Source organism: Borborobacter arsenicus (genome assembly GCF_003934165.1).
In the GTDB taxonomy this organism is placed as follows: domain Bacteria; phylum Pseudomonadota; class Alphaproteobacteria; order Rhizobiales; family Rhizobiaceae; genus Pseudaminobacter; species Pseudaminobacter arsenicus.
In genome coordinates, this window is sequence record NZ_RKST01000001.1 from 278488 (window position 1) to 301713 (window position 23226).

Genomic DNA, 23226 nt, shown 5'->3' on the forward strand with positions numbered 1-23226 from the left:
TCCAAACGGCGCCCGGGGCGGCTTTCCGAGAAGACGGCCCCAGACTTGCCTGCAGAAAATGCAGGAATGAGCGGTGCGAAACGGGGTGGTGGCGCTGATGCATATGCAAGCGATGGGGAATGGGGGGCCGCAGGCGACATCTGCTCGAAACCAGGTTCACAACACACAGGAGGGTGCAGGCTTGCGATATGAGCGCGACCGACCGATCCATGATCTCGTAACCGAACTCGCCACCCTCCAGCCTGACGCCACAGCCATTTCCTTCGGCGACAAACGGCTCTCATATCGCCGGCTCGACATCATCTCATCGGCGCTGGCGCATGAACTCGCCCGCCAAGGCGTCGTCAAAGGCGATGTCGTCGGCCTGTTTCTGCCGCGCTCGCTCAACACGATCATAGCGCAACTGGCAATCCTCAAGGCGGGCGCCGCCTACGCGCCTTTCGATCCGACCTATCCCGTCGAGCATCTGCGCTACATGATCGGTGATTGCGCGGCAAAGCTGATTTTTTCCGAGCACGAGTCTCTGGACAGGCTGGCCTCGATCGCTGGCGAGACCGGCAATCTCGTTGATCTCGACCGGCTGGTAGCCTCAATCGAACAGACGCAGGAAGCTCGGGGGCCTGTATGCCTGGTGTCAGGTGGTGATGCCGCCTATGTCATGTACACGTCGGGCTCCACGGGACGGCCGAAGGGAGTGGTCGTCCCCCATCGCGGCATCGCGCGCCTGGTCCGAGACCAGAACTACATCCGATTCAGGCCGGATGATGTGGTGCTTCACACCGCGACAATCTCTTTCGACGCCTCGACATTTGAAATCTGGGGGGCGCTGCTGAACGGCTGCCGTCTCGTGGGTATCGGCGACCGCCAGCTCTCGCTCGAGCAATTGACGCGCACCATCGCCAATAACCGGGTGACGGTGACCCTGCTGACGACCGGCCTGTTCCATCTGCTCGTAGACCATCGGCTGGAGGGACTGCAATCGCTGCGTCATGTGCTGTTTGGCGGCGATGTGGGCTCGGCATCCCATGCAAGGCGGTTCCTGCGTTTTTATCCCGACTGCCTGCTGACTAATGCCTATGGCCCGACCGAGGTGACGGTGATGGCCTCCGCCTATACGGTCCCGCCGGGTTTTGCCGGCGACACGCTGCCGATCGGCAAATCGATCGCCCATAGCGAAGTCCATATATTGGACGAACAGCTCCAAGAAGTGCCGTTCGGCAACGAGGGACAACTCTGTGTGTCCGGTGACGGACTGGCGATCGGCTATTTCAACCGGCCAGATCTGACGGAGGAACGTTTCGTCACCGTCACGCTGGCGGACGGGCGGCAGGTCCGGGTCTACCAGACTGGCGATATGGCACGCATGGACTTCGAAGGCTCGCTGGAATTTCTGGGACGGCGCGACCGCCAGGTCAAGATCGACGGCAAGCGCATCGAGCTCGATGAGATCGAAAGCGCCTTGCGGCAGGACGAGCGGTTGGCCGATGCCATCGTCATGTGCCACCAGGATGACACTGGCAAACGGATCGTTGCCTATCTGAAGCCGCTCCAGCCAAGCGCGGATGGCAAGCTCGCATCGGAAGTGCTTGCAGCCCTTCGGACAAGGCTGCCAGCGCATATGATCCCCGGCCAGACGATGGTGCTCGACATCTTCCCGCTTACCGGCGCCGGAAAGGTCGATCGGGCGAAGTTGCCGATCCCTTCGAGGGAAGCCGCCCCCTCCGCCACGGACGAAACCGCGGCCCACGATGAAACGGAACGGCTGCTGGCAGCCCTTTGGGGCGAGGTGCTTGGCATACAGAATGTCGACGCCACCAAGAACTTCTTCGACCTCGGCGGAACCTCGCTGCAACTGATCAAGGTGCACGCGACGCTGCAGGAGAAATACGACCAGCTGATCGACGTGGTCGCCCTGTTCCAGCACGCCAATATCCGCGACTTTGCCCGCTATCTGAACGGCGAGGCAGACGCATCCGACAAGGTCGCCCGGATCAATTCAAGGGCGCAGCGCCAGCAGCAGATGCTCGCTCAGATGCGCCGGAGGGCGATATGACCGACACGCTTCTCTCCTCGGACTTCGATGCCGCCTTCGCTGAGGACGACAGTCTTGGCCGGATCGCCATCGTCGGCATGTCCGGGCGTTTTCCAGGCGCCAGAACGATCGAGCAATTCTGGAGCAATATAAGGCAAGGCAAGGATTCCTTTGTCACTTTCGCTTCCGACGAGATCGAGGATGCCTTCGGTGACGAAACACGCGCATCGCCCGAATACGTTGCCTCCCGGCCCTTCCTCGAAGAGGTCGACAAGTTCGATCCCGAGTTTTTCGGCATGTATCCGAGGGAAGCGGCGCTGACCGACCCACAGTTCCGGGTGTTTCTCGAAATCTGCTGGGAGGCGCTGGAGAATGCCGGCTATGACCCGCAGAAAGTGGGCGGGCCGATCGGCGTTTTCGCTGGCAGCGCCATGGCGACTTATCTCATCAACAATGTGCTGTCGGACCGCGAAAAGGTGGAGGAATTCACCTCCAACTATCAGATCGGCTGCTTTTCCGAACTCGTCGGCGCAATCAACGACACGCTGGCCACCCGCGTCGCCTACAAGCTCAATCTGCGCGGGCCCGCCGTCACGGTTCAGTGCGCCTGCTCGACCTCCCTGGTGGCGGTGACGCAGGCCTGCCAGAGCCTGCTGACCTATCAGTCGGACATGGCGCTCGCCGGTGGCGTCTCCATCACCTTCCCGCAGAAGCGCGGCTATATCTACCAGGAAGGCGGCATGGCATCGCCTGACGGGCGCTGCCTGCCTTTCGATGCGCAGGCGGCCGGAACGGTGTTCGGCAGCGGCGCCGGTGTCGTCCTGCTCAAGCGGCTGGAAGACGCGCTTGCCGAGGGCGACCATATCTATGCGGTCATTCGTGGCTACGGGCTGAACAATGACGGCTCGCACAAGGCCGGCTATACGGCTCCGAGTGTCGATGGCCAGGCCGAATGCATCCGCACCGCGCATGCCAATGCCGGCATAGATGCCGCCACCATCGGCTATGTCGAATGCCACGGCACCGCCACGCCCCTTGGCGACCCGATCGAATTCAGTGGATTGCTCAGCGCCTTCGGCGATCAGGACCGCAAGGGCCGCTGTGCGCTCGGTTCGGTCAAGGCCAATGTCGGCCATCTCGATGCCGCAGCAGGTGTAGCCGGTCTGATCAAGGCCGCCCTGGTGCTGCATCACGGCGAAATTCCTGCTTTGCCGAATTTCCACACTCCCAATCCGCGTATCGATCTCGCCAACAGTCCATTTTTCATTCCGACCGGCCTCGTCGAATGGCCTCGCAGTGCCGAGCCAAGGCGGGTCGGTGTCAGTTCCTTCGGAGTCGGAGGAACCAATGCCCATGTCGTCATGGAAGAGGCACCATTGGCGCCTGATGCCAATGACCGGGGGGAGCAGGAGGAAATCCACATCCTGCCGCTTTCGGCACGAAACGAAGCCGCATTGACGACGATGCGGTCCAACCTTGCCGAATGGCTGAAGGAGCAGCCCGGCATCTCGCTTTCCAGGATGGCGCACACCCTTCAAGTAGGGCGCCGCGATTTTCCGCACCGGACGACGATCGCTTGCAGAAATGTCAATGAGGCGATCGCAAGACTGCAGCAAGACAGACTGGTCTCAGGCAACGCTGACAGCCAGCCGCCATCCGTCATTTTCATGTTCCCGGGACAGGGCGCCCAGTATGTCGGAATGGCCGGCGATCTGTATGCGCGAGAACCAGAATTCTCGCGCTGGATCGACCGTGGTGCGGACTTTTTACAACCGCTGATCGACACGGACATCCGTGATTTCATCTGCAGCGACCGCACCAGCACGGATGAGGAGAAGGCGCGGATGCTTCGCGACACGAAGCTCGCCCAGCCCGCGCTTTACCTGATCGAATATGCGCTTGCACGGTTCTGGATGTCACGCGGCCTCGTGCCGGATGCCATGATCGGCCATAGCGTCGGCGAATTCGTGGCGGCCACACTTGCCAACACCATGTCATTCGACGACGGTCTGCGCCTGGTCGCCGCGCGCGGCAAGCTGATGCAGTTGCAGCCGGCCGGTGCGATGATCTCGGTGCGCGCGCCGGTCGAAACCGCGATGAAATTCGTAGGCGACGGTATCGATCTCGCTGCCGTGAACGCGCCGAAGCTCTGCGTTCTTGCCGGTTCCTTCGACGCGATCGATCGCGTATCGGCGCAGCTTGAGCAGGAAGGAATAGCATCCAGCCGCCTGCACACCTCCCACGCCTTCCATTCGGCCATGATGGACAACGCAGTCGTCGCGCTGCGCCGTGAGACCGAAAAGGTGGCCTTCGGCAAGGCGATCATTCCCTATGTGTCCTGCGTGACCGGCGATTGGCAGGACGATCAGTCTGGCTCCTCACCCGAATATTGGGCGCAGCACTGCCGGGCAGCAGTGCGGTTCGCCGACGGCATCGCCAGGATCTGCGAGGGGCGCAAGTCGGTTCTGATCGAAGTCGGGCCGGGTCAGACCCTGTCGGTACTCGCCACGCAGACGGTCAAGCGCGAGGCAATTGCGGCAATCGTCCAGTCGCTGCCGCTGCACGACAGCGAAACGAGCGCCAGCGAAACCGTCGCCGAAACGCATGGCCGGATCTGGAGCGTCGGCGTCGACCTCCCTTGGCCGGCCTCACGTGCGGTCAGGCGGATTGCCCTGCCGACCTATCCCTTCCAGCGAGAAAGCCACTGGATCAAGGCACCGGCACCGATCCGGCAACAACTGCTCCAGCAGTCTGCACACCACCCGCCCGCAGCCTCCCAATCCGTCGACCCAACACCTGCTTTCCCATCCGTCGAAAATGGAACTTCCGTCATGAATGCTTCTGCGCAGCCAATCGTCGCCAGCCGCGTGCCGGCGTTCGAGACCTCACTTCTGACGCTCCTGGCGGAGATGGCGGGCGACGATCTGGGACCGGATTCGATCCAGTCCACATTCCTCGAACTTGGTTATGACTCGCTCTTCATCGGGCAGTTCGCTCAGCGCATCGAAAAGCAATACAAGACCAAGCTTTCGTTCCGGCAGTTGCTGAGCAGCATTCCCACGATCGCCGCTTTGGCGCGGTATCTCGATAGCGAACTGCCTCCTGAGCCGGCACAGGCGGCCGCACCGGTTGCGGCTGCGGCGCAGATGCCGGCACCGGCGACCCAGTCCCTCCCCGCTACGATGCCGGCCCAGCCGGTCGCGATGCCGGTGGCGAATGGTACTGCGGGCGATCTCGGCGCCCTGCTGCAGGTGCAGATGCAGGCCATGCAGCAATTGTTCGCCCAACAGCTCCAGGCGGTCCAGCATATGACCGCCACTCCCGCACCGATGCCGGCGCCAGCAGCGACGACATCGGTGGCCCCCGCAAGCCCCCCCAAGCCTGAACCTGCCGCAGTCGCGAGCAAGCTGGCGGACGATGCCGATATCGGCGGTGGCCGCATCAAGCTCTATCGTCCTGGCGCTGCTGATGCGCAACTCTCCCCGCAAAAGCAGCGTTTCATTGCCGACCTGGCCGAAAAATACAGCGAGCGAAACAGCAAATCGAAGGCCTTCACCGAGCAGCATCGTGGCCAATTGGCCGATCCGCGCGCCGCCTCAGGCTTCCGCCTGGACCTGAAGGAAATCGTCTTTCCGGTGGTCTCCGACAGGTCGAAAGGAGCGCGTATCTGGGACATCGACGGCAACGAATATATCGATCTGGTCGATGGCATGGGTCAGACGGCCTTCGGTCATGCGCCTGATTTCGTGCTCGACGCGGTGAGTGCACAGCTGAAAGCAGGTTTTGCGATTGGCCCGCAGACGCCGCTTGCCGGCGAAGTGGCAGCCCTGATTGCCGAAATAACCGGCCATGAGCGCGTCACCTTCTGCAACACCGGCTCGGAAGCCGTGATGGCAGCGATGCGCGTGGCCCGTGCCGTCACCGGGCGCGACCGTGTCGTGGTGTTTGGCAACGACTATCACGGCCAGTTTGACGAAGTGCTGGTGAAGGGCCGCAACAAATCCGGCACGCCGGTCGCGTTGCCGATCGCTGTCGGCATTCCGCAGGGCTCGGTCTCCAACATGACCGTGCTGCGCTATGGCGAACAGGAAAGCCTCGACTGGATCCGCGACAATGCCGACGACATCGCTGCCGTCATCATCGAACCGATCCAGAGCCGGCATCCGGAATTCCAGCCGGTGGAATTCGTGCGCTCGTTGCGCGAGGTCGCAACCGCCTCGGAATTCGCGCTGGTGTTCGACGAGGTGGTGACGGGCTTCCGCGTCCATCCCGGCGGCATCCAGGCCGTGTGGGGCATTCGCGGCGACATGGCCACTTACGGCAAGGTGCTGGGCGGTGGCATGCCTATCGGCGTTTTGGCCGGAGATGCGCGATTCATGGACGCGCTTGACGGCGGCCAGTGGCAATATGGCGATGAATCCGTTCCCATGGTGGCGCCGACCTTCTTTGCTGGCACTTTCGTGCGCCACCCGGTGGTGCTTGCCGCGGCCAAGGCCGTGCTCAACCATATCAAGGGTGAAGGCACTGCACTTTATGGGCGGGTGGCAGAGCGCACACAGAGCCTCGTAGCCGAGATCAACGAGCATCTTGGCAAGCGCGGTGTGGCCGACAGGCTGGAAACCTATAAGAGCTGGTTCGTAACCAATTTCAGCCACGGCGATCCGCTCGGCACGCTGATCTATCCGCTGCTACGCATGCAGGGCATCCACATCCAGGACGGCTATCCCTGCTTCCTGACGACCGAGCATTCGGAGGCCGATTTCAGGCATATCGCCGATGCGTTCAAGTCAAGCGTCGATACGCTGCAGGCAGCCGGCATCCTGACCTCTGACGGCGAAAGCGTCGCTGCGTCCGCCATCGCGCCTGCCGGCGAACCACCGGCACAGGAAGCGGCCATACGCGAAGCGCCGCTGACGGAGGCGCAGACCGAAATCTGGCTCTCCGCACAGCTCGGCGACGAGGCGTCATGCGCCTTCAACGAATCCTTCCGGCTGACGCTGGACGGCGTACTGGATGAAGGCGCATTCCGGGCAGCACTCGATGAGGTGATCGCCCGCCATGATGCGCTGCATATCCGCTTTGCGCGCAGCGGCGAGAGCTTCGAGATCATTCCCGATTTCAAGCTCGAGCTGGAAAACCTCGATTACTCCAGCGATGAAACCCGCGTTGCCAGGCTGGGCAAGCTGATCGTCGAGGATGCCCACCAGCCCTTCGATCTGGTCGAAGGCCCGCTGGTGCGGGCGCGGCTTATCCGCATGTCGCCGGCAAACCACGTCTTCATGCTCAGCGCGCATCACATCGTCTGCGACGGCTGGTCGATGAACGTCATTCTTGAAGAGCTTTCGGCTTGTTATGCCGCGCGCGTGACCGGCTCCGGTTCGGACCTTGAGCCGGCGATGTCCTTCGCCTCTTATGCGGCCGGCCTCGACGCCGCCGTGCCTTCGGCGGAGACGGAAAACTACTGGCTCGACCAGTTCCGCGAGATACCGGACCTGCCTGACCTTCCGCTGGACCGCCCGCGCCCCGAGCGGCGTACCTTCGGCGGCGGCACGCAGACCGTCCATATCGAGCCGGAAATCTGCAAAGCGGTGCGTGCTGCCGGCGCGCGCAATGGCGCGACGCTGTTTTCCACCCTGCTGGCAACGCTGCAGATCATGATCTCACGGCTGTCGGGCAGTTCCGACATCGTCATTGCCGTGCCTTCGGCCGGCCAAAGCCTGGTCGAGGACAAGATCCTGGTTGGCCACTGCGTCAACCTGCTGCCGATCCGCCAGACGGTCAGCGCCGACACCAATTTCAGCGACCACCTGAAAGAGACGCAGAAACTGGTGCTGCAGGCCTTCGAGCATCAGGACTACACCTATGGCACGCTGGTGCGCAAACTCGGTCAACAACGTGACCCCTCGCGCCTGCCGTTGACGGAAATCCAGTTCAACCTGGAGCGGGTGGCGCGCAATCTCAACTTGCCCGGCCTGAAGGCCGCGGTAACGCCCAACCCCAAGGCCTTCTCCAATTTCGATATGTTCCTCAACATGATCGACGGTGACAACGGGTTGCGCATCGATGTCGATTTCAACCGCGATGTTTTCGACCCGCACACCATCGAGCGCTGGCTGGACCATTTCCGGACCATGCTGATCTCGCTCGCCGCCGATACCGGCCAACAGGTCGCAGCGATCCCGCTGCTGAATACGCAGCAATCCGATTGGCTCGCCCACGGCTTGAACAAGACGGCTGCGGATTACCCGCGCGACAAGTTCATGTTCGACCTCTTTGCCGAACAGGCGAAAGCACGCCCGGATGCCATCGCAGCCGAGCACAACAGAACTCCGATGAGCTTCCGTGAGCTTGACGAAAAATCGAACCGGCTGGCGCGTCATATCCAGGCGCAACTGCCCGCCCCCGGCCAGCGCATCGCCATCGCCATGGATCGCTCGCTCGACATGCTGGTGACCCTGCTTGCGGTGATGAAGGCGGGGCACACCTATGTGCCGCTCGACGCCGGTCACCCGGCAGTGCGCCTACGCCAGGTCATGGAAACGGCGCGCATAGCCGGCCTGGTCTGCAATTCGAGCGCGATCGCCGAAATCGCTATGGAGGGAACGAGCGTCGTCCGTATGGATCTGGATGCGGACACGATCGCCGCGATGGATGGCGGGCCGCTGGAAAAACGTCCTGCCAGCGTGGAGATGGGTGCCTATGTGATCTTCACCTCCGGTTCCACCGGTACGCCGAAGGGCGTTGAGGTCTCGCATCGCGCCCTGGTCAACTTCCTGACATCAATGGCGGCAAAGCCGGGCTTCACGGCCGAAGACACAATTGTCGCGGTGACGACAATCTCCTTCGACATCGCAGCACTTGAACTCTATCTGCCGCTGGTCACCGGCGGCAGGACGATCATCGCCGACCGCATCGAGGTTCAGGACGGCTTTGCGCTGGTCAAGCGCATCGTCGAGAGCGGCGCCACCGTGGTCCAGGCCACGCCGACGCTGTGGATGATGCTGCTTGAGGCAGGGCTCAAGGACCAGCCTGGCCTCAAGATGCTGTGCGGTGGCGAGCCCCTGCCCCGCGATCTGGCAAACCGGATGCTCAAGGTCGGCGGCGAATTGTGGAATATGTACGGTCCGACCGAGACCACGATCTGGTCATCGCTGGCCCGCGTGGCGGCAGGCGATGCGCCGATCTCGATCGGAGAGCCCATCGCCAATACGCAGCTTCTCGTTCTCGATGAAGCCGGACGGCTGGCGCCGGTGGGCGTCATCGGCGAACTGCATATTGGCGGCGAGGGTCTGGCAAACGGCTATTTCGACCAGCCGGAACTGACTGCCAAGGCATTCGTCGAAATCGCCATAGGCGATGCGCCGCCGCAACGGCTCTACAAGACCGGCGATGTCGGCCGAAGGCTGGCGGATGGTTCGCTGCAATTGCTTGGCCGGCGCGACCAGCAGATCAAGCTGCGCGGCTTCCGCATCGAACTGGGCGACATCGAATCCGTTATCCAGACCGCTCCCGGCGTAAAGAACTGCGCGGTGGCACTGGCGACCGCCCGCAATGGCGACAAGCAACTCGTCTGCTACGTCGTGCCGCTGGAAGGCGCGCAGCCGACACCCGCCGATCTGGCCACCCATGCGGCTGCGAATCTGCCGACCCATATGGTTCCGGTTTCATGGGTATCGCTCGAAGCGTTGCCGCAAACCGCCAATGGCAAGTTGGACCGCAAGGCATTGACGACACGGCCTGCACCGCAAAGAGAGGCGGCCCAAGCCATCAAGATGCCGATGACGCCGATGGAAGAAAAGCTCGCCGGCATCTGGAAGGACGTGCTCAAGATCGATGATGTCGGCGTGCACGACAATCTCTATTCGCTGGGCGCGGACTCGCTGAGCATCTTCCGCATGGCGGCAAGGATGATGGATCAGGGGCTGGCGCTGGAGGCAAAGCACCTGCTGCGTTACCCGACGATCTCGGAACTGGCGGTCTATGCGCAGACGCAGAATATCGAGCTTCGCTCCGCCATGCCCTCGCTGCGGGACTTCCGTAACGGCGCACGGCGTGGCCTGGGGAGACTGCCGCAATGAAGCAGGACCAGTTCAGCAACATTGCCGGTGACACGCCGACGGTCGTGGGCGAGTTTCCCTGCACGCATACGCAGCAGCGGTGCTGGTTCCTCGACCAGCTCAATCCGGGCAATCCCGCACTTAACGTGGCCGTGCGCTGGGAAATCCGCGGCCGCTTCAAGATCAAGAGCATCGAATCCGCCTTTCAGCAGATCGTCGACCGGCATGAAATCCTGCGGACCCGCTTCATCGTCAAGGATGGCCAGCCGTTCCAGCAAGTGGTCGACAAGGTCGATTTCAAGATGTCGGTGATCGACCTGCGCAATGTGCCGGCCGAGCAGCGCGACGAGCGCGTTCAGTCGATCGGGCGGGAAACGGCAAGCATCCCGTTCGATTTGCGCAATACCGGGCTTTTCCGCATCACCTTCCTGCAGGTCGACAATGAGCGCGGCTTCATTCTGATCACAGCCCATCAGATCTGCTTCGACGGCTGGTCGATCCGCGTCCTGGGGCGTGAACTCGGAGAATTCGCTGCTGCCATCGACGAGCAGCGCCAGCCGCGGCTTGATCCGCTGCCGCTGCAATATGGCGACTACGCCATGTGGCAGGACGAATATCTGACCAGCTATGGCTTCGAGGCTGAAAAGACCTTCTGGCAAGAGCAACTCGGCGATGCGCCCTATTTCGAAGTGGCGCCGGATCATCCGCGCGGCGAACGCAAGAGCTATCGCGGCGACATCATCTCGCTGGTGCTGCCGAAGGATTTCGGCGAGCGAATGGACCGGGCGGCACGTGCGCGGCAAATGTCGATCTACGGCTATGGCAGCGGCGTCATCAGTGCCCTGCTCCATCGTTTCACCGGAGAGCGGGAAGTGCTTTTCGGCACGCAGATCGCCGGCCGTGACGATGTCGATCTGGAAAATCTCATCGGAGTCTTCATCAACAACCTCGTCCTGCGCTTCAACATCGCTGACGAAACGAGCTTTGACGCGCATATCGGACAGGCCAATGAAGTTGTCTCCAAGGCACTGAACCATCAGCGCATGCCCTTCAACAAGCTGGTAGAACTGGTCAATCCGCACCGCGATCCGTCGCGCAATCCGCTGATTTCGGTAAATTTCAACCTGCAGAAGGCATTTCTTGAAAACGCGCATTACGGCGATTTCGAACTGATTAGCGCCCCTTCGCAATCGCCGGGCGTGATCTACGATCTGAGCTTCATCATGATCGGCCGGCCGGACCACTGGCGCATGTCGATCGAATACAACACCGATCTTTTCGACAAGAGCACGGCCGAGGAATTCCTGCGGCTTTGGCAGGCGACCTATGAGCTGGCTCTGGAGAATCCGTCGGCAAAACTGTCGTCCATACCGATACGCCCCAGGCAGGCTCCCACGCCGGGCGTGGCGGAAAGCCAAGGCAGCCTTATCGAAAGACTACTTTGCCAACATCCGGCGGTGGCGGAGGCGATAACGGTTCCATTCCCAGGCAAACCCGGCGGAACCTATGCCTTCATCGTTCCCAGGAAAACTACAGCCGAGCGGCTCGAGGGCTTGCCAGCGAAGCTGCTTACCCATCTGAACGCCACCCTAGCCGGAAAGGATATGCCAATGGGCGTTAGCATAATCCTCGACTTGCCGAAAAACGAACAGGGCGAAATCGACCTTTCAAAACTGCCCATACCCGACGAACCGGCCCCTGAGGCAGCACCGATCCTGCGGGGTTCGCTGGAGGAAATCGAAAAGCAGGTGGCATCAATCTGGGCTGAAATGCTGAGCCTCGACATGGTCGGGCCCGAAGACGATTTCTTCGCTCTCGGCGGGCACTCGCTGCTCGCCCTGCGCATGCTGGCGGCAGTCAACGGGAAGTTCGGCATCCGACCGGACCTGGCGCTGCTGTTTCGTGCCTCGACCCTGCGCGACTTCGTCCAGACCGCGTTCGGCGCCGTCATGGCGCCATCGGACCCGAGCGTATCACCGTCGCACTGGGATATGAGCGTCTATCGCCCGGGAAACGACGGCACGGTGATTTACACGCTCAACCACCCGCTGCTTTATTTCCAGATGGCGCGGGAGATAGGCGGCGAGACGGGTGTCTCGAACGTCCATATGTTCAACACGACGATCACCGACGAGATGCGAAGCCTCTCTATGGAGGAAATCGCTGCCGAACTGATCCAGTCCATGCGCATCGACGAACAGGACGCTCCGATCGGACTGGTCGGCCTGTGCGTGAACGGCATCGTGGCGCTGGAAGTGGCCCATCAGCTGACAGCGCTTGGCAAGGACGTGCGCTTCGTTGCCATGATCGATAGCTGGGCGCCGGGATATGTCACCTCGCTGAACCGCTTCACGCGCTGGCGCTGGAACTTGGAAAAGCGCGTGAAGCGCGCCTTCTACTTCACCGGCAAGCTGCTGAGCGGCAGGATGCCGGTAACTGAATATTTCAAGGAGTTCCGGCTCAGCCTCAGCTTGCTCACGAAAATAGGCCTGATCGGCGCGCCTTCGCGCGAGGAGGTGCAAACCGTCGAGGTAACGGACTATCTGGTGGCGGCCTCGCGCCGGTACCATCCGAATCACTACCCCGGAAAAGGCCGGGTGCTTCTCTTCCGAAGCCAGGCAAACCATCCGCGCGCTGCCAGACTGCGCTTCGGCTGGGGCGAACTTCTGCCGAAAACCACCGAGGTGTTCGACCTGCGCGGCTGGCATGAGGATTCGTTGTCAAGCATCGGCATCAAGCGTCTTGCCGGTGTGATCTCCGAAAAGCTCGATGGCTAGGCTAGGAGTCCTCGAATAAAACCATGGGGCGGCGTCAACAAAAACCGGCAGGACAGCCACAATGCAGGATGAAACCGCTTCGCTTCGCATAGGAATACTGCTCCGCGAGCAGCGCCGCTTTGAAAATTGGGAGCTACGGCTCTTTGAAAAGCTGCTCGCGGATTCCCGCTTCGAACTGACCGCCTTCATCATAGAGGATCGGCCCCCGGCCACGCCTGAGCCAACCCGGCTCTATGATCTCGTATCTTATGTCGACAATCGCCTCTTTGCCCGACAGCCACGCGTCGAGGCTCCGCTTTTCAGGAGCCGCGAGGCACTGATCGAGCGGCTGCCGGTGACGCAGGTCGACGCGCAGGCACTGGACCGCCTGCACCTCGATTTGGTCCTGCGCCATGAGCCCGGCCTGCTGCCGGATACGATCGTTGCGGCACTTCCTTTCGGCGTCTGGGCACTGAGCTTTGCCGACACCCATTCCCGCAAGGCGGACTGGACCGCTTTTGCCGATTCGAGCAGCCACGCCCCGGTGACCAATGTCTCTTTGCGGGTGCGCTGCCGCGGACAGGCCAGACCCAAGACGATCGCTTCGGCCGCATACAACACCAAGTTCAGCGCTGCGCGCAATGCAGCCTTCGTCAAGGAAAAGGCCGTCATCCTGTTGATGCGCGAATTGCGTCGCCTTGCGGATACAAGAAGCATCCGGTCGGAAGCTATCGGCACCGTCACCCCCGGCATCGAAGCTCCGCACGCCGGCGAGATCGGCGCTTATATCCTCAAGACCAGCTGGTCGGCCGCAACCCGCCTGGCCAAGAGCGCACAGGCCAAACTGGGCCTTCGCTCGGCGATGTGGACGCTTTATAGCGGCTATGGCGGGGTGGACGATTTCGACCCGGCAAAGACGGTGGAAATTCCGCCGACGCCGGATTCGATCAAGGCCGATCCGTTCCTCTTTCAGCATGCGGGCGAAAACTACGTTTTCTACGAAAACTATACGACGCATGACAAACGGGCGCATATTGCGGTGGGCCGGCTGGAAGGCAACCGCATCGAGCCTTTGGGCAAGGCGCTTCAATGCGACTACCATCTGTCGTTCCCCTTCGTATTCTCGCATGGCGACGACATCTACATGATGCCGGAATCACACCAGGCGCGCCGCCTTGAAATCTGGCGTTGCGTCGAGTTTCCGCTGAAATGGACACTGCACGCCACCGCGCTGGACGGCCTGTCGCCCGTCGACAGCACCATGTTCCAGCATCAGGGCAAGTGGTGGCTATTGACCAACCTGTCGGACCATCACGCCTTCGAGGACCATTGCAGCGAACTCTACGTGTTCCAAGTCGATGGGCCGGCGCTGAAATCAGTCGTGCCGCACAAGACGAATCCCGTCGTCATCGGGAGCGCGATCGCCCGCAATGCCGGCCGCGTGGTCAGCCGCAATGGCAGGCTCTATCGACCCTCGCAGAACAATTCGCGCGGGATATATGGTTTCGGGCTGAACATCATGGAGATCGAACAGCTCGACCTGGAAACCTACCGCGAGCGCATGGTCCGCACATTAACACCTGACTTCAAGAAGGGCCTGTGCGGCTGCCACCACTTCGACGCCGCCGGCGGGCGTTTCATCCTCGATGCGCGCATGAACCACTGATCAGGCCGGAGCGGAATCCAGCAGCATTGCCTGATCCATGTCGCGCAGGCGGCGATACCTAAGCGAAATATCAGCCCCGCCAGTGTTTGCCACGACCGCTCCCGCAAGGTGCGGGGCGACACTCACATTCGCCATGCGCCAATGCATGGGAGCTTCGCCGTCGCCGGCCAGCCGCAGCAGGCGCGCGGCCTCGCCTTCCAACAGCGTCACATCGAAACTCGCAAGGTTCAGCGACAGGCCTTCGCCATGCGCCTTCACGAAGGCTTCCTTGCGCGTCCAGCAGCGGTAGAATGCCTCGATATAGTCCCGACCCGAAAGCTCGCGCAGTTCGCCATATTCGGCTGCCGAGAAGAAGCGGCGCGCGACGTCCTCCTTCAGCGGCTTTCTTTCCTCGATGTCTATCCCGATTTCATGAAGATGCGATACGGCCAAGGCTGCAACGCCGCCCGCATGGCTGAGATTGAAATGAAGTGACCACGCGCGCTCGCCGGTAAGCCAGGGTTTTCCAAAGCCGTTATAGGAAAATCGTAAACTTTCCGGCTCCTTTGCCAGGTAGCGGCCCAAAATCCGGCGCAAAACCGCCCTGCCGGCAATGAAACGATTGCGGTCCCTGTCGAACACAAAGCGCGCAGCGCGCGCATTCTCGTCTTCAGACAAAAGCGGCCGTAGCGATGCAAGTTCGGCTGTCGGCCGATCCAGATCCCAACGCCAGATATCCACCGGACAGGAATCGAGCGGACGCATGTCGGTCAATGCAGCCGATCGAAGCCACTGACCATACGCTTGGCCAATACCGCCATCATCGGCAGCGGATATTGTTCGCCAAGCGTGATACGGCATGTCCTGCCCAGCAGGTCGAGCGTCTTTGCGCATGAGCCTTCCGAATAGTCGATTTTGCGCGGAGCCCAGGAATAGGGGTTCATGTGCGGATGCACGCCACGCTGCTCGAGCACCGGCTGCCAATTGGTATAGACGTGCCGGCTGGAATCGAGGATGCGGTAGACGCCGCGCCGGTTCTGCTTGGCAAAGGCGATTGCCTCGTCAGCCGTGTCGAAGATGACATGCAGGCCGATGGCGTTCTCGACATCATTATGCGGCCCGACCCTGAATTTCTTCGAGGTGGAAAGGATGCTGGACATCTTGCGATAGCGCTTGCGCATGCGCTCGATCATCGGGTCGAGCTTGGCAAGCTGGACGTTGAGCATAGCGCCCTGCAACTGGCTGGCCTTGAGATTGACGCCGGGAAAATGCGGCTCGTTGTAGTTATCCAGATGACCGCGGAAGACGGCGCCGACATCGTGATACATACGTGCGCGGGCAAAATAGCGGTCGTCATTGGTCACAATGGCACCGCCCTCGCCAATATTGATGTTCTTGAACTGGTTGAAACTGAAGGCGCCGGCATTGCCGATGGCACCGACGCGCCGGCCCTTGTAAGTGGCGCCCACTGCCTGGCAGGCATCCTCGATCACGATGAGGTCATGCTCTTCAGCGATGCGCGTAATGGCATCCATGTCGCAGACCATATTGGCCATATGGACCGGGATGATCGCCTTGGTGTGCGGCGACAGCTTGCGCACGATATCGGCCGGGTCCATCGTCAGGGTCTCATCGACATCGACGAGCACCGGAACAGCGCCAACAGCCAGCGGCGCGGCAGCGGTCGCAATCCAGGTATAAGCAGGAACCAGCACCTCGTCGCCGGGGCCGACGCCAGCAGCAACCAGCGAACAGATCAGCGCGCCGGTGCCATTGCCTACGGCAAGCGTATGCTTCACGCCGAACTTGGCTGCGAAATCATGTTCGAACTTCACCAGCGGCCCGGGTTTCTGGCCGCCATAGCGTGCCAGCTGACCGCTGGCGATGACCCGGCCAAGCGCCATCCACTCCGCAAAACCCACCCTTGCCATCTATGCGCTCCAGCTTGCCCGCTCCGGACGAACCCCGCTCCTCACGAGCTGGGAAGTCGAGGGAAATTTCTTCTGCAAATGACTGATAAATAGATGAAATATAAGCCAAACTATCCACCCCAACTTAGGGGGAGGAACATTGGTGCATTTGGGTAGGCCAAAACTACCTAATCTGGGTTAGGCTTGACCTTTGACACCGGTTTACGGTTGTTCATAGTAGAATAATGAAAATTCGAGATATTCGAACGCTGCCGGCCGGCACTGTTGTCGATACTGATCTTGCTCTGATCGGTTCGGGTCCTTCGGGCATGACCATCGCGCGTGAATTCGCCGGGTCACACACGGATGTCCTCATCCTGGAAAGCGGCGGTATCGAACTTGATCCGGCAATCCAGAAATTGAACGCCGTGGAAAACATCGGCGAGCCAGGGCTGCGCAAGAATTCGCCCCCGCCCCATCGTGGCTATACGGGCGAATATGAATGGCTGAACGACATACAGGCCTTCGAATTGCGCAACCGTATCCTCGGCGGCAGCAGCCATACCTGGGTGGGGAAATGTGCCGCTTTCGATGAGATGGACTATGCCTGCCGGCCCTGGATCCCTCAGTCGGGCTGGCCGATATCGGGCAAGGAGCTTGCGCCCTATGTGGACCGCGCGGGGAACATCCTCAATCTCGGACCGAATATCTATGATGAGCGGTTGCGCAAATTCCTTCATTCTCCGCCCGAGGATTCAAAATTCGATCCCGCTCTGCTGCGGCCGTTTTTCTGGCAATTCAGCTATTCGCGCGGCTCGGCCAAGCAGCCTATGCGCTTTGCCGCCGAATACGGTCATCTCGACGCGCCCAATGTCCAGATCCTGACCTACGCCACCGTAACCGAAATCCGCACCGACGATATGGCCGGGCACATCATATCGCTGGAAGCCCGGTCCGCCGACGGTTCCAGGGTGATCGTTCGGCCCAGGCTCCTCGTCCTTTGCGCCGGCGGTATCGAAAATGCGCGTCTCCTGCTGGCATCGGACCGGCAGAACCCGCAAGGTATCGGCAACGGCCACGATGTCGTCGGGCGTTACCTTGCCGACCATCCCCGCACCGTCCTTGGCTATTTCCCTGAAGACCCCGCTGGCATGATTCAGGAGCGGTTCGGCTTTTACGGGCTCGTCGGCTCCGAAAAGCTTCACTACTACCTTCATGGCTTGGCTCTGAGCCCGCGCCTGCAGGAGGAAGAAGGCCTTTTGAACTGCGCTGCCTTCGTTGCGAAAACCCATGCGCAGGACGATCCCTGGTCAGCGCTGCGGCGGCTCGCCCACCGCTCCAGCAAATCCGCGCTTAACGATATAATGGCGATCGCCTCATCGCCGGGCATGCTCACGCGCGGCGCCTATAGCCGCCTCGTCAAGAAGCGGGGCGTGCTGCATAAATTCGACCAGATGCGGATCGAATGCATGAGCGAACAGCGCCCCGATCCAGACAGCCGGGTTTCGCTCTCAGCGAAGCGGGACAAGCTGGGCGTCCGACAGGCGCGGGTAGATTGGCGTATCTCGGCACAGGAAATCGCGAGCGCGGCCCGCCTGGCGCGGACAATCTCTTCGGAATTTGCCCGCATCGGGCTCCCCCGGCCCAATCTGGCCGATTGGATCGCAGCTGACGCCCCGGAAAATGCCAATTTCAGCGACATGGCCCACCCCGCCGGCACAACCCGCATGGGTCGCTCGCCCGAAACAAGCGTGGTTGACGAGAATGCCAAGGTCCACGGGGTGGAAGGGCTGTATATTGCCGGCAGCTCGGTGTTTCCGACTCCAGGACATGCCAATCCGACGCTGATGGTGGTGGCGCTCGCGGTCCGGCTGGCCGATCACCTGAAGTCCCGGCTTGGGCAATGAGGCTGATTCAATCCAGCCTGAGATAAAGCCCCATGCTCTGGCTGGCGCCAAGCTCCGGGTGGGTGTCGATCACATGTGAAAGCGACGGAATGGACCAGCTATCGACGACGCGGTAGCCGAGGCCGGCCAATTCCGCCATGAAATCCTGCCGGTTGCGGATCTGATACGGCACCATGGCTTTGCCGATTCGCTCCAGTGTCACCACTGTCTTGCCCTCCCGTACGGCAAGCTTGTTGATGATGAGATGACGGGGAAGCGATGGCAGGCGCCGCAACAGATCGCTCAGAGGCACATCCAGATATTGCAGTAGGCCCGAGGCAAGGAATAGATCGGCGCCTTCGACGGTCTTGAGGTCATCGGTGAAGGTGAGGCCGTTCAGCCCGTCCCTGGCTGCCTGCACGCGCCCGGCACGCACGATCGCCGGCAGATCGTAGACGATCCAGTTCACCCCGCCGTCGAGAGGCAGAAGCGGGCGGAAGGCCCGAAACTTGGTGCCCATATGGCCACCTGCATCGACAAGGCAGCCTATCTGCGGCAGCAGCCGCTCCAGCCAGAACAGAACCGGATAGTCCCAGACCATCACCTGGCACATCTTTTCGAAAGAGACCTCGGCAATCTCGTCGTGATCATATCCGGCGAGCCGGCCGGCGGCCGGTGACGACAGCGCCTGGGCGTGAGATGCATAAGCCCCGGAGAACCGCCGCGGCAAGGGCGACAGCAACTTCAACCGCCCCACGACCATGCGTGCAGGCATGAGGGCCGAGCGTGCTCCGTGCACAAGGCTTTTCACGCTTGCCATCACCTGAGGGCGGATGCCAGCGCGTGATTTGAGCACGTTCGCAGCGCTGTTGTCGCTCATCGCCTATCCTTTTCTCAGCAGCCAGAAGGAACGGAACGAAGCGGGCTTGAGCACGATCATCGCGCCGCAATAGATCACCACGCCGACGAGGATCTGCAGGGCCATCGTCGATGCCGGCTTGAATTCACGCGTCAAGGCAAAGGCGGTCAGACCGTAGACTGCAGCCACCATGGCGGCGATGGCAACGACGATGAAGGCGCTGTGGCGCAGGATCTGCGGCCAGTTCAACCGGCCGTAGCGGGTTTGAAGCCATATCGTGGTAGCCAGCGCGACCACCGCTGCGAGGCTTTGGCCAAGCGCGACCGCCAGCAGACCGAATGGCGACAGGACGACGATCAGCAGCACGGAGACCGCGCCGTTCAAAAGCGATATCGGCGGGATGTGCCGCACATTGCCGGTGACCGACAGCAGCGGCTCGGTGACATAGCTGGGGATGAGCAGCAATTGCTTGATCGAAAGGATGCAGATGACGATCACGGCCGGCTGCCATTCCGGTCCCAGCGCAAAATAGACCAGACCGTCGGCAACCAGCGGAAGGCCCAGATAAACCGGCGCGGCTATGGCCAGAAGAAGCGTCAGTATAGTGTTGCCCGCCTGGGTGAGCTGGGTCCCCTTGCCATCGGTCGTTTCGCGTTCAATGGCCCGGCGGAAGACGATCCAGCCGATCATGCGGGCGGGATCGCCCAGCAGCTCGGAAAAGGCAGCGACGATCCGTTCGGCGGCGCGGAAATAGCCCGCTTCCGCCATGCCAAGAAAGCTGCCGACGGCAAGCGTCGCCGCATAGGATCTGAAGAAGGTGACCATTCGGCTGGCAAGTATGTGGCGTGAGAATTCGAACAACTCGAAGGTGAAGGGCCGCCGGAGGTTGAAGGACGGCAGCCAGCGCAGCGCGATGGTGCAGCCGGCCAGGTTGATAAGTTGCGTCGTGAGCCGCGAGGCGACCAGCGAGAATATGCCATAGCCAAGCAGCAGGCCGCCTATCGCGACGCCTAGCCCGACGATCTCCCCCGTCATCCTGATGATCGCCTGGTCGCGCAGCCGGTTCCTGAAGACGAGAATCCCATCATAGGTGGTGACCAGCGCCGCCGGCAGAATCCATGCACTGAACATGGCAAGAAGGGTGGCCTCCATGCTCGCCTGAAAATACCAGTGCATGATGGCGGCCACGGCGAGAGCGATGAACGTGAAGGCAAGTCCTGTAACGAGCGAGGCCGATGCGACCTGATTGACCGTCTCCGGCCGGTCATCCGTCTTCATGACGAATTCGGCCCAACCGGCCTCCGCAAGCACGACAAGCAGGATGGCCACCGCAGACCCGAAGGCGAAATAGCCGAACTCGGTGGGAGACAAGATGCTCGCCGCCGCCAGGAACGCTGCGAGCTGGGAAGTCTGCGATACCACCTTCGAGGCGGCATTCCACAATCCGCTTCCGGCCAAGGCCGAAATACGCTCCCTGGACCCTTCTTTTACCGGCCGGGTTTCGTAAGCCTCGCCATCCAGCATGTCCGCCATTCTCTGTCCCGCTGCTGCCCGAACCGGGCTGGAACCGATGCCGGCCTATTGGCTCGGCAATCCGTCCCGGATGTTGCTGTTCATGAATTCCAGCCAGGAGTTAGGATCAGGACCTTCCTGGAATTGCGCTATGGTTCTTTTCCCGGAGCGGTTGGAACCACGAGAGATCGCATGTATTTTGGTTTCAACAGGTGGTGAAATGCTGGATTTGATTCGCTCGCGCAGACCCTCCGCCCCAACGAAAAAAGGTGATCCTGGTCGCATGAAGGCGCCGACGCCACCCGGCAGCATGATGTCGAAACTTATGGGCCGCTGGCTGGTCATCGTCTTTTGCCTGATCGTCTGGCTGGGCATCGTGATGGCGGTTGTAATGGCGTGAGGCGTCGCTTCACCCGACATTCCTCGCAAACAGGACGATCGCGACCGTCTGCAACATGATCTTGAGATCGAGATTGATCGAGCGGGCGCGAAAGTAATCGACATCAAAGGCCACCCGCGCCGAATAGGACGTGTCGCTGCGGCGACTGACCTGCCACAGGCCGGTGACGCCCGGAGTCATCGACAGGTAGAAAACGAAGTTCTCGCCGTAATGCGGCACCTCGTCGGTGATGATCGGACGTGGCCCGACAATGCTCATCTCGCCACGCAACACGTTGAGAAACTGGGGAATCTCGTCAAGGCTTGTGTTGCGCAGGAATTGTCCAACGCGGTGAACCCTTGGGTCCTGCTTCAATTTCTGGTTTTCGGCCCATTCCTGTCGAACGGCTTCATCGCGCTTGAGCAAGTCGGCTAGCACCGCGTCGGCATCGCGACGCATGGTGCGGAACTTCAGGCACCCGAACTCACGGCCATCGCGGCCAATACGCCTGTGCCTGTAAAAGATCGGGCGGCCGTCCTGGATCAGCAAGGCCAAGGCAATTACCGCAATCGCCGGAAGCAGGAAGACCAGAGCTGCGAACGAAAATAAAACGTCCATGAGCCGTTTAGCGGTCGCGTAGCCGGTCCGGCCTTTCTGCCGGGTCGAGCGGAGGTCTGATCCATCAACACGATCTGGAATGGCAAGCATCAAGCACCCCTGTCCAAAAAGACTCAACCCTTATCACAGATAACAAAGCGCTCTCGATGGGTAAACTTATCGTTCTGTCTATTCATTATGTCGCTAAAGCGGATAACTTATATTATTTGATTTCATAGTAATAACGAGGAATTAACTGTAATATTCATATAGGGTATTCATGTACTTCCAGATGAACTAGCACATTGCCCAAAAGGGTTAGGGCCTACCCTCGCCCTTTCAACTTCATTCGCCGGCGAAAGCTCACCCTTGCTGTCCAGTATCCGGCTATAGAGCGACAGCAGCGAATCGCCCCAACGCTGCGGGCTGTTTCCCAGCCGGGCAGCCTCCCGAAAGCCGTTTGCGCTCATCTCGCGCACCAGATCGTCGCTTGCGGCCAGCCTCGACATCGCTGCGGCGAGCGACCCGATATCGCCAGCCCGGAATGTGAGCCCGCAATGGGCGCCGATCATGTCGCTGGCAATCAGCGCTTCGGCTGGCAGGATGACCGGAATTCCGCTGCCAACAGCCTCGACCGCCGCCAGGCTGAAGGGTTCGGGCACGCGCGAGGAGACGACGACTGCACGAGCGCCGGTAACGAGGCGAGCCAGTTCGGCCTTGGATTTCCAGCCGTGAATGACAACGGACTGATATTTACGTTCAAGCAGTTCGCGGCCATCGCCGTCGCCAATTACCTGCAGGCCGACACCGGCGCGCCTTGCCGCCTCGGCGGCGTCTTCAAAGCCTTTTTCCGGTTCTAGCCGTCCGATGAAGAAGAAATCGCTGGCCAGCCAGGGGCTTGCCTGGCTCGCAAGCAATGGCTCGAACGGGTTCCGGATTGCCGTGATGTCGTTGCAAGCGACCCCCGCCCGCTCGAAATAGCGGATCATGGCCTCGTGGACGACGACGATATTGGCAGCCTTGTTGCGCAAGTCGAACAGGTTCTGGCGCAATGCGTGCCGCGCCGAACGCCACAGCTTTTGCGAATAGCCGCGCTTGTCGCATTGTGTAGCCAGGCACCTTGCCGACATCGGCACCAGCTCGCAGACATGGCGATCCGGATAATGGGCAAAGCCGCCATTGGGGCAGGCAAGGAAATAATCATGCGCATGCAGCACCACGCGCTGCCTGACACCTGCCAGCGCACGGAAGATCGACGGCGACAGGATCTTCGACCAGCCATGGACATGGTACAAGGTCGCATCGGTGTCGCGGCTGTCAATGAAGTCGGCGAGCAAGCGGAACGCCGCGCGATTGTACAGACCGTTGGAAAACGCAGAGACGCGGCTTTGCTGGAGAAGTGTCGCCCCACCGGCGCCCAGCACTTCGAAGCGATGCTGGCCCGAAACGGGCGTATCGCCGGCTATGAAGGTCACCGGCACACCCCGCTCCTCGATCAGCCTCGCGGAAAGCTGCGAAAGATGGGAAGCGCCGCCCACCGGCGCGGATCGATCATTGATGACCACGACACGATCGGGGCGCCGCGCGGTCATG

The 23226-nt window shown here is 61.1% G+C and carries 12 protein-coding genes; 6 read left to right on the forward strand and 6 right to left on the reverse strand.

Going from position 1 to position 23226, the window contains the following annotated elements; genetic code table 11:
- Nucleotides 1-181: 181 nt before the first annotated feature.
- The 4 genes from EET67_RS08955 to EET67_RS08970 all read left to right on the forward strand — a co-directional run bounded on the left by EET67_RS08955 (nucleotide 182) and on the right by EET67_RS08970 (nucleotide 14511).
- Complete coding sequence (locus EET67_RS08955; RefSeq protein WP_245450814.1) at nucleotides 182-2053, forward strand: non-ribosomal peptide synthetase; 1872 nt, start codon at nucleotides 182-184, stop codon at nucleotides 2051-2053.
- Nucleotides 2050-10110 carry a hybrid non-ribosomal peptide synthetase/type I polyketide synthase gene (locus tag EET67_RS08960; RefSeq protein ID WP_128625801.1) on the forward strand — a complete coding sequence of 2687 codons (8061 nt, stop codon included), beginning with the start codon at nucleotides 2050-2052 and terminating at the stop codon, nucleotides 10108-10110. The genes EET67_RS08955 and EET67_RS08960 overlap by 4 nt, the downstream gene beginning before the upstream one ends.
- On the forward strand, nucleotides 10107-12866 hold the full coding sequence (locus EET67_RS08965) for a condensation domain-containing protein (RefSeq protein ID WP_128625802.1): 2760 nt from the start codon (nucleotides 10107-10109) through the stop codon (nucleotides 12864-12866). Before EET67_RS08960 ends, EET67_RS08965 begins: the two co-directional genes overlap by 4 nt.
- A 61-nt stretch (nucleotides 12867-12927) precedes the next feature.
- Nucleotides 12928-14511, forward strand: a complete 1584-nt coding sequence (locus EET67_RS08970; RefSeq protein WP_128625803.1) for a glucosamine inositolphosphorylceramide transferase family protein — start codon at nucleotides 12928-12930, stop codon at nucleotides 14509-14511.
- Here the strand turns inward: EET67_RS08970 and EET67_RS08975 are convergent, their stop codons facing one another.
- Together EET67_RS08975 and EET67_RS08980 are read right to left on the reverse strand one after the other, a co-directional pair.
- Complete coding sequence (locus tag EET67_RS08975) at nucleotides 14512-15255, reverse strand: 4'-phosphopantetheinyl transferase family protein (protein WP_128626147.1); 744 nt, start codon at nucleotides 15253-15255, stop codon at nucleotides 14512-14514. It lies immediately after the preceding gene.
- A 5-nt stretch (nucleotides 15256-15260) separates the two neighbouring features.
- Nucleotides 15261-16421, reverse strand: coding sequence for a DegT/DnrJ/EryC1/StrS family aminotransferase (locus EET67_RS08980; RefSeq protein WP_128625804.1), 1161 nt, complete (start codon nucleotides 16419-16421; stop codon nucleotides 15261-15263).
- Between the two features lie 224 nt (nucleotides 16422-16645).
- Here EET67_RS08980 and EET67_RS08985 point away from each other — a divergent pair, with 224 nt between their 5' ends.
- Nucleotides 16646-18307 (forward strand): GMC oxidoreductase, encoded by a 1662-nt coding sequence (locus tag EET67_RS08985; RefSeq protein WP_128625805.1) that lies wholly within the window; start codon nucleotides 16646-16648, stop codon nucleotides 18305-18307.
- 7 nt (nucleotides 18308-18314) lie between these two features.
- On the opposite strand, the gene EET67_RS08990 is transcribed toward EET67_RS08985, so the two are convergent.
- Entirely contained in the window at nucleotides 18315-19166 is an 852-nt protein-coding gene (locus EET67_RS08990; RefSeq protein ID WP_245450816.1) for a TIGR04325 family methyltransferase, read from the reverse strand.
- A 3-nt stretch (nucleotides 19167-19169) separates the two neighbouring features.
- Nucleotides 19170-20678: an oligosaccharide flippase family protein gene (locus EET67_RS08995; protein WP_128625806.1), complete on the reverse strand. Its 1509-nt coding sequence runs from the start codon at nucleotides 20676-20678 to the stop codon at nucleotides 19170-19172.
- Here EET67_RS08995 and EET67_RS09000 point away from each other — a divergent pair.
- Nucleotides 20668-21057, forward strand: coding sequence for a hypothetical protein (locus EET67_RS09000; RefSeq protein ID WP_128625807.1), 390 nt, complete (start codon nucleotides 20668-20670; stop codon nucleotides 21055-21057). The genes EET67_RS08995 and EET67_RS09000 overlap by 11 nt on opposite strands.
- Nucleotides 21058-21066: 9 nt before the next feature.
- Here the strand turns inward: EET67_RS09000 and EET67_RS09005 are convergent, their stop codons facing one another.
- Nucleotides 21067-21654 (reverse strand): sugar transferase, encoded by a 588-nt coding sequence (locus EET67_RS09005; RefSeq protein WP_245450818.1) that lies wholly within the window; start codon nucleotides 21652-21654, stop codon nucleotides 21067-21069.
- A 257-nt stretch (nucleotides 21655-21911) separates the two neighbouring features.
- Nucleotides 21912-23225, reverse strand: a complete 1314-nt coding sequence (locus EET67_RS09010; protein WP_128625809.1) for a glycosyltransferase family 4 protein — start codon at nucleotides 23223-23225, stop codon at nucleotides 21912-21914.
- Between the last annotated feature and the right edge of the window lies 1 nt (nucleotide 23226).

Coding starts and splice junctions, on each gene's coding strand:
- EET67_RS08960 (WP_128625801.1), top strand. CDS start 2,050: ATGACCGACACGCTTCTCTCCTCGGACTTCGATGCCGCCTTCGCTGAG.
- EET67_RS09010 (WP_128625809.1), bottom strand. CDS start 23,225: ATGACCGCGCGGCGCCCCGATCGTGTCGTGGTCATCAATGATCGATCC.
- EET67_RS09005 (WP_245450818.1), bottom strand. CDS start 21,654: ATGGACGTTTTATTTTCGTTCGCAGCTCTGGTCTTCCTGCTTCCGGCG.
- EET67_RS08965 (WP_128625802.1), top strand. CDS start 10,107: ATGAAGCAGGACCAGTTCAGCAACATTGCCGGTGACACGCCGACGGTC.
- EET67_RS08995 (WP_128625806.1), bottom strand. CDS start 20,678: ATGGCGGACATGCTGGATGGCGAGGCTTACGAAACCCGGCCGGTAAAA.
- EET67_RS08990 (WP_245450816.1), bottom strand. CDS start 19,166: ATGAGCGACAACAGCGCTGCGAACGTGCTCAAATCACGCGCTGGCATC.
- EET67_RS09000 (WP_128625807.1), top strand. CDS start 20,668: ATGTCCGCCATTCTCTGTCCCGCTGCTGCCCGAACCGGGCTGGAACCG.
- EET67_RS08975 (WP_128626147.1), bottom strand. CDS start 15,255: ATGCGTCCGCTCGATTCCTGTCCGGTGGATATCTGGCGTTGGGATCTG.
- EET67_RS08980 (WP_128625804.1), bottom strand. CDS start 16,421: ATGGCAAGGGTGGGTTTTGCGGAGTGGATGGCGCTTGGCCGGGTCATC.
- EET67_RS08985 (WP_128625805.1), top strand. CDS start 16,646: ATGAAAATTCGAGATATTCGAACGCTGCCGGCCGGCACTGTTGTCGAT.
- EET67_RS08970 (WP_128625803.1), top strand. CDS start 12,928: ATGCAGGATGAAACCGCTTCGCTTCGCATAGGAATACTGCTCCGCGAG.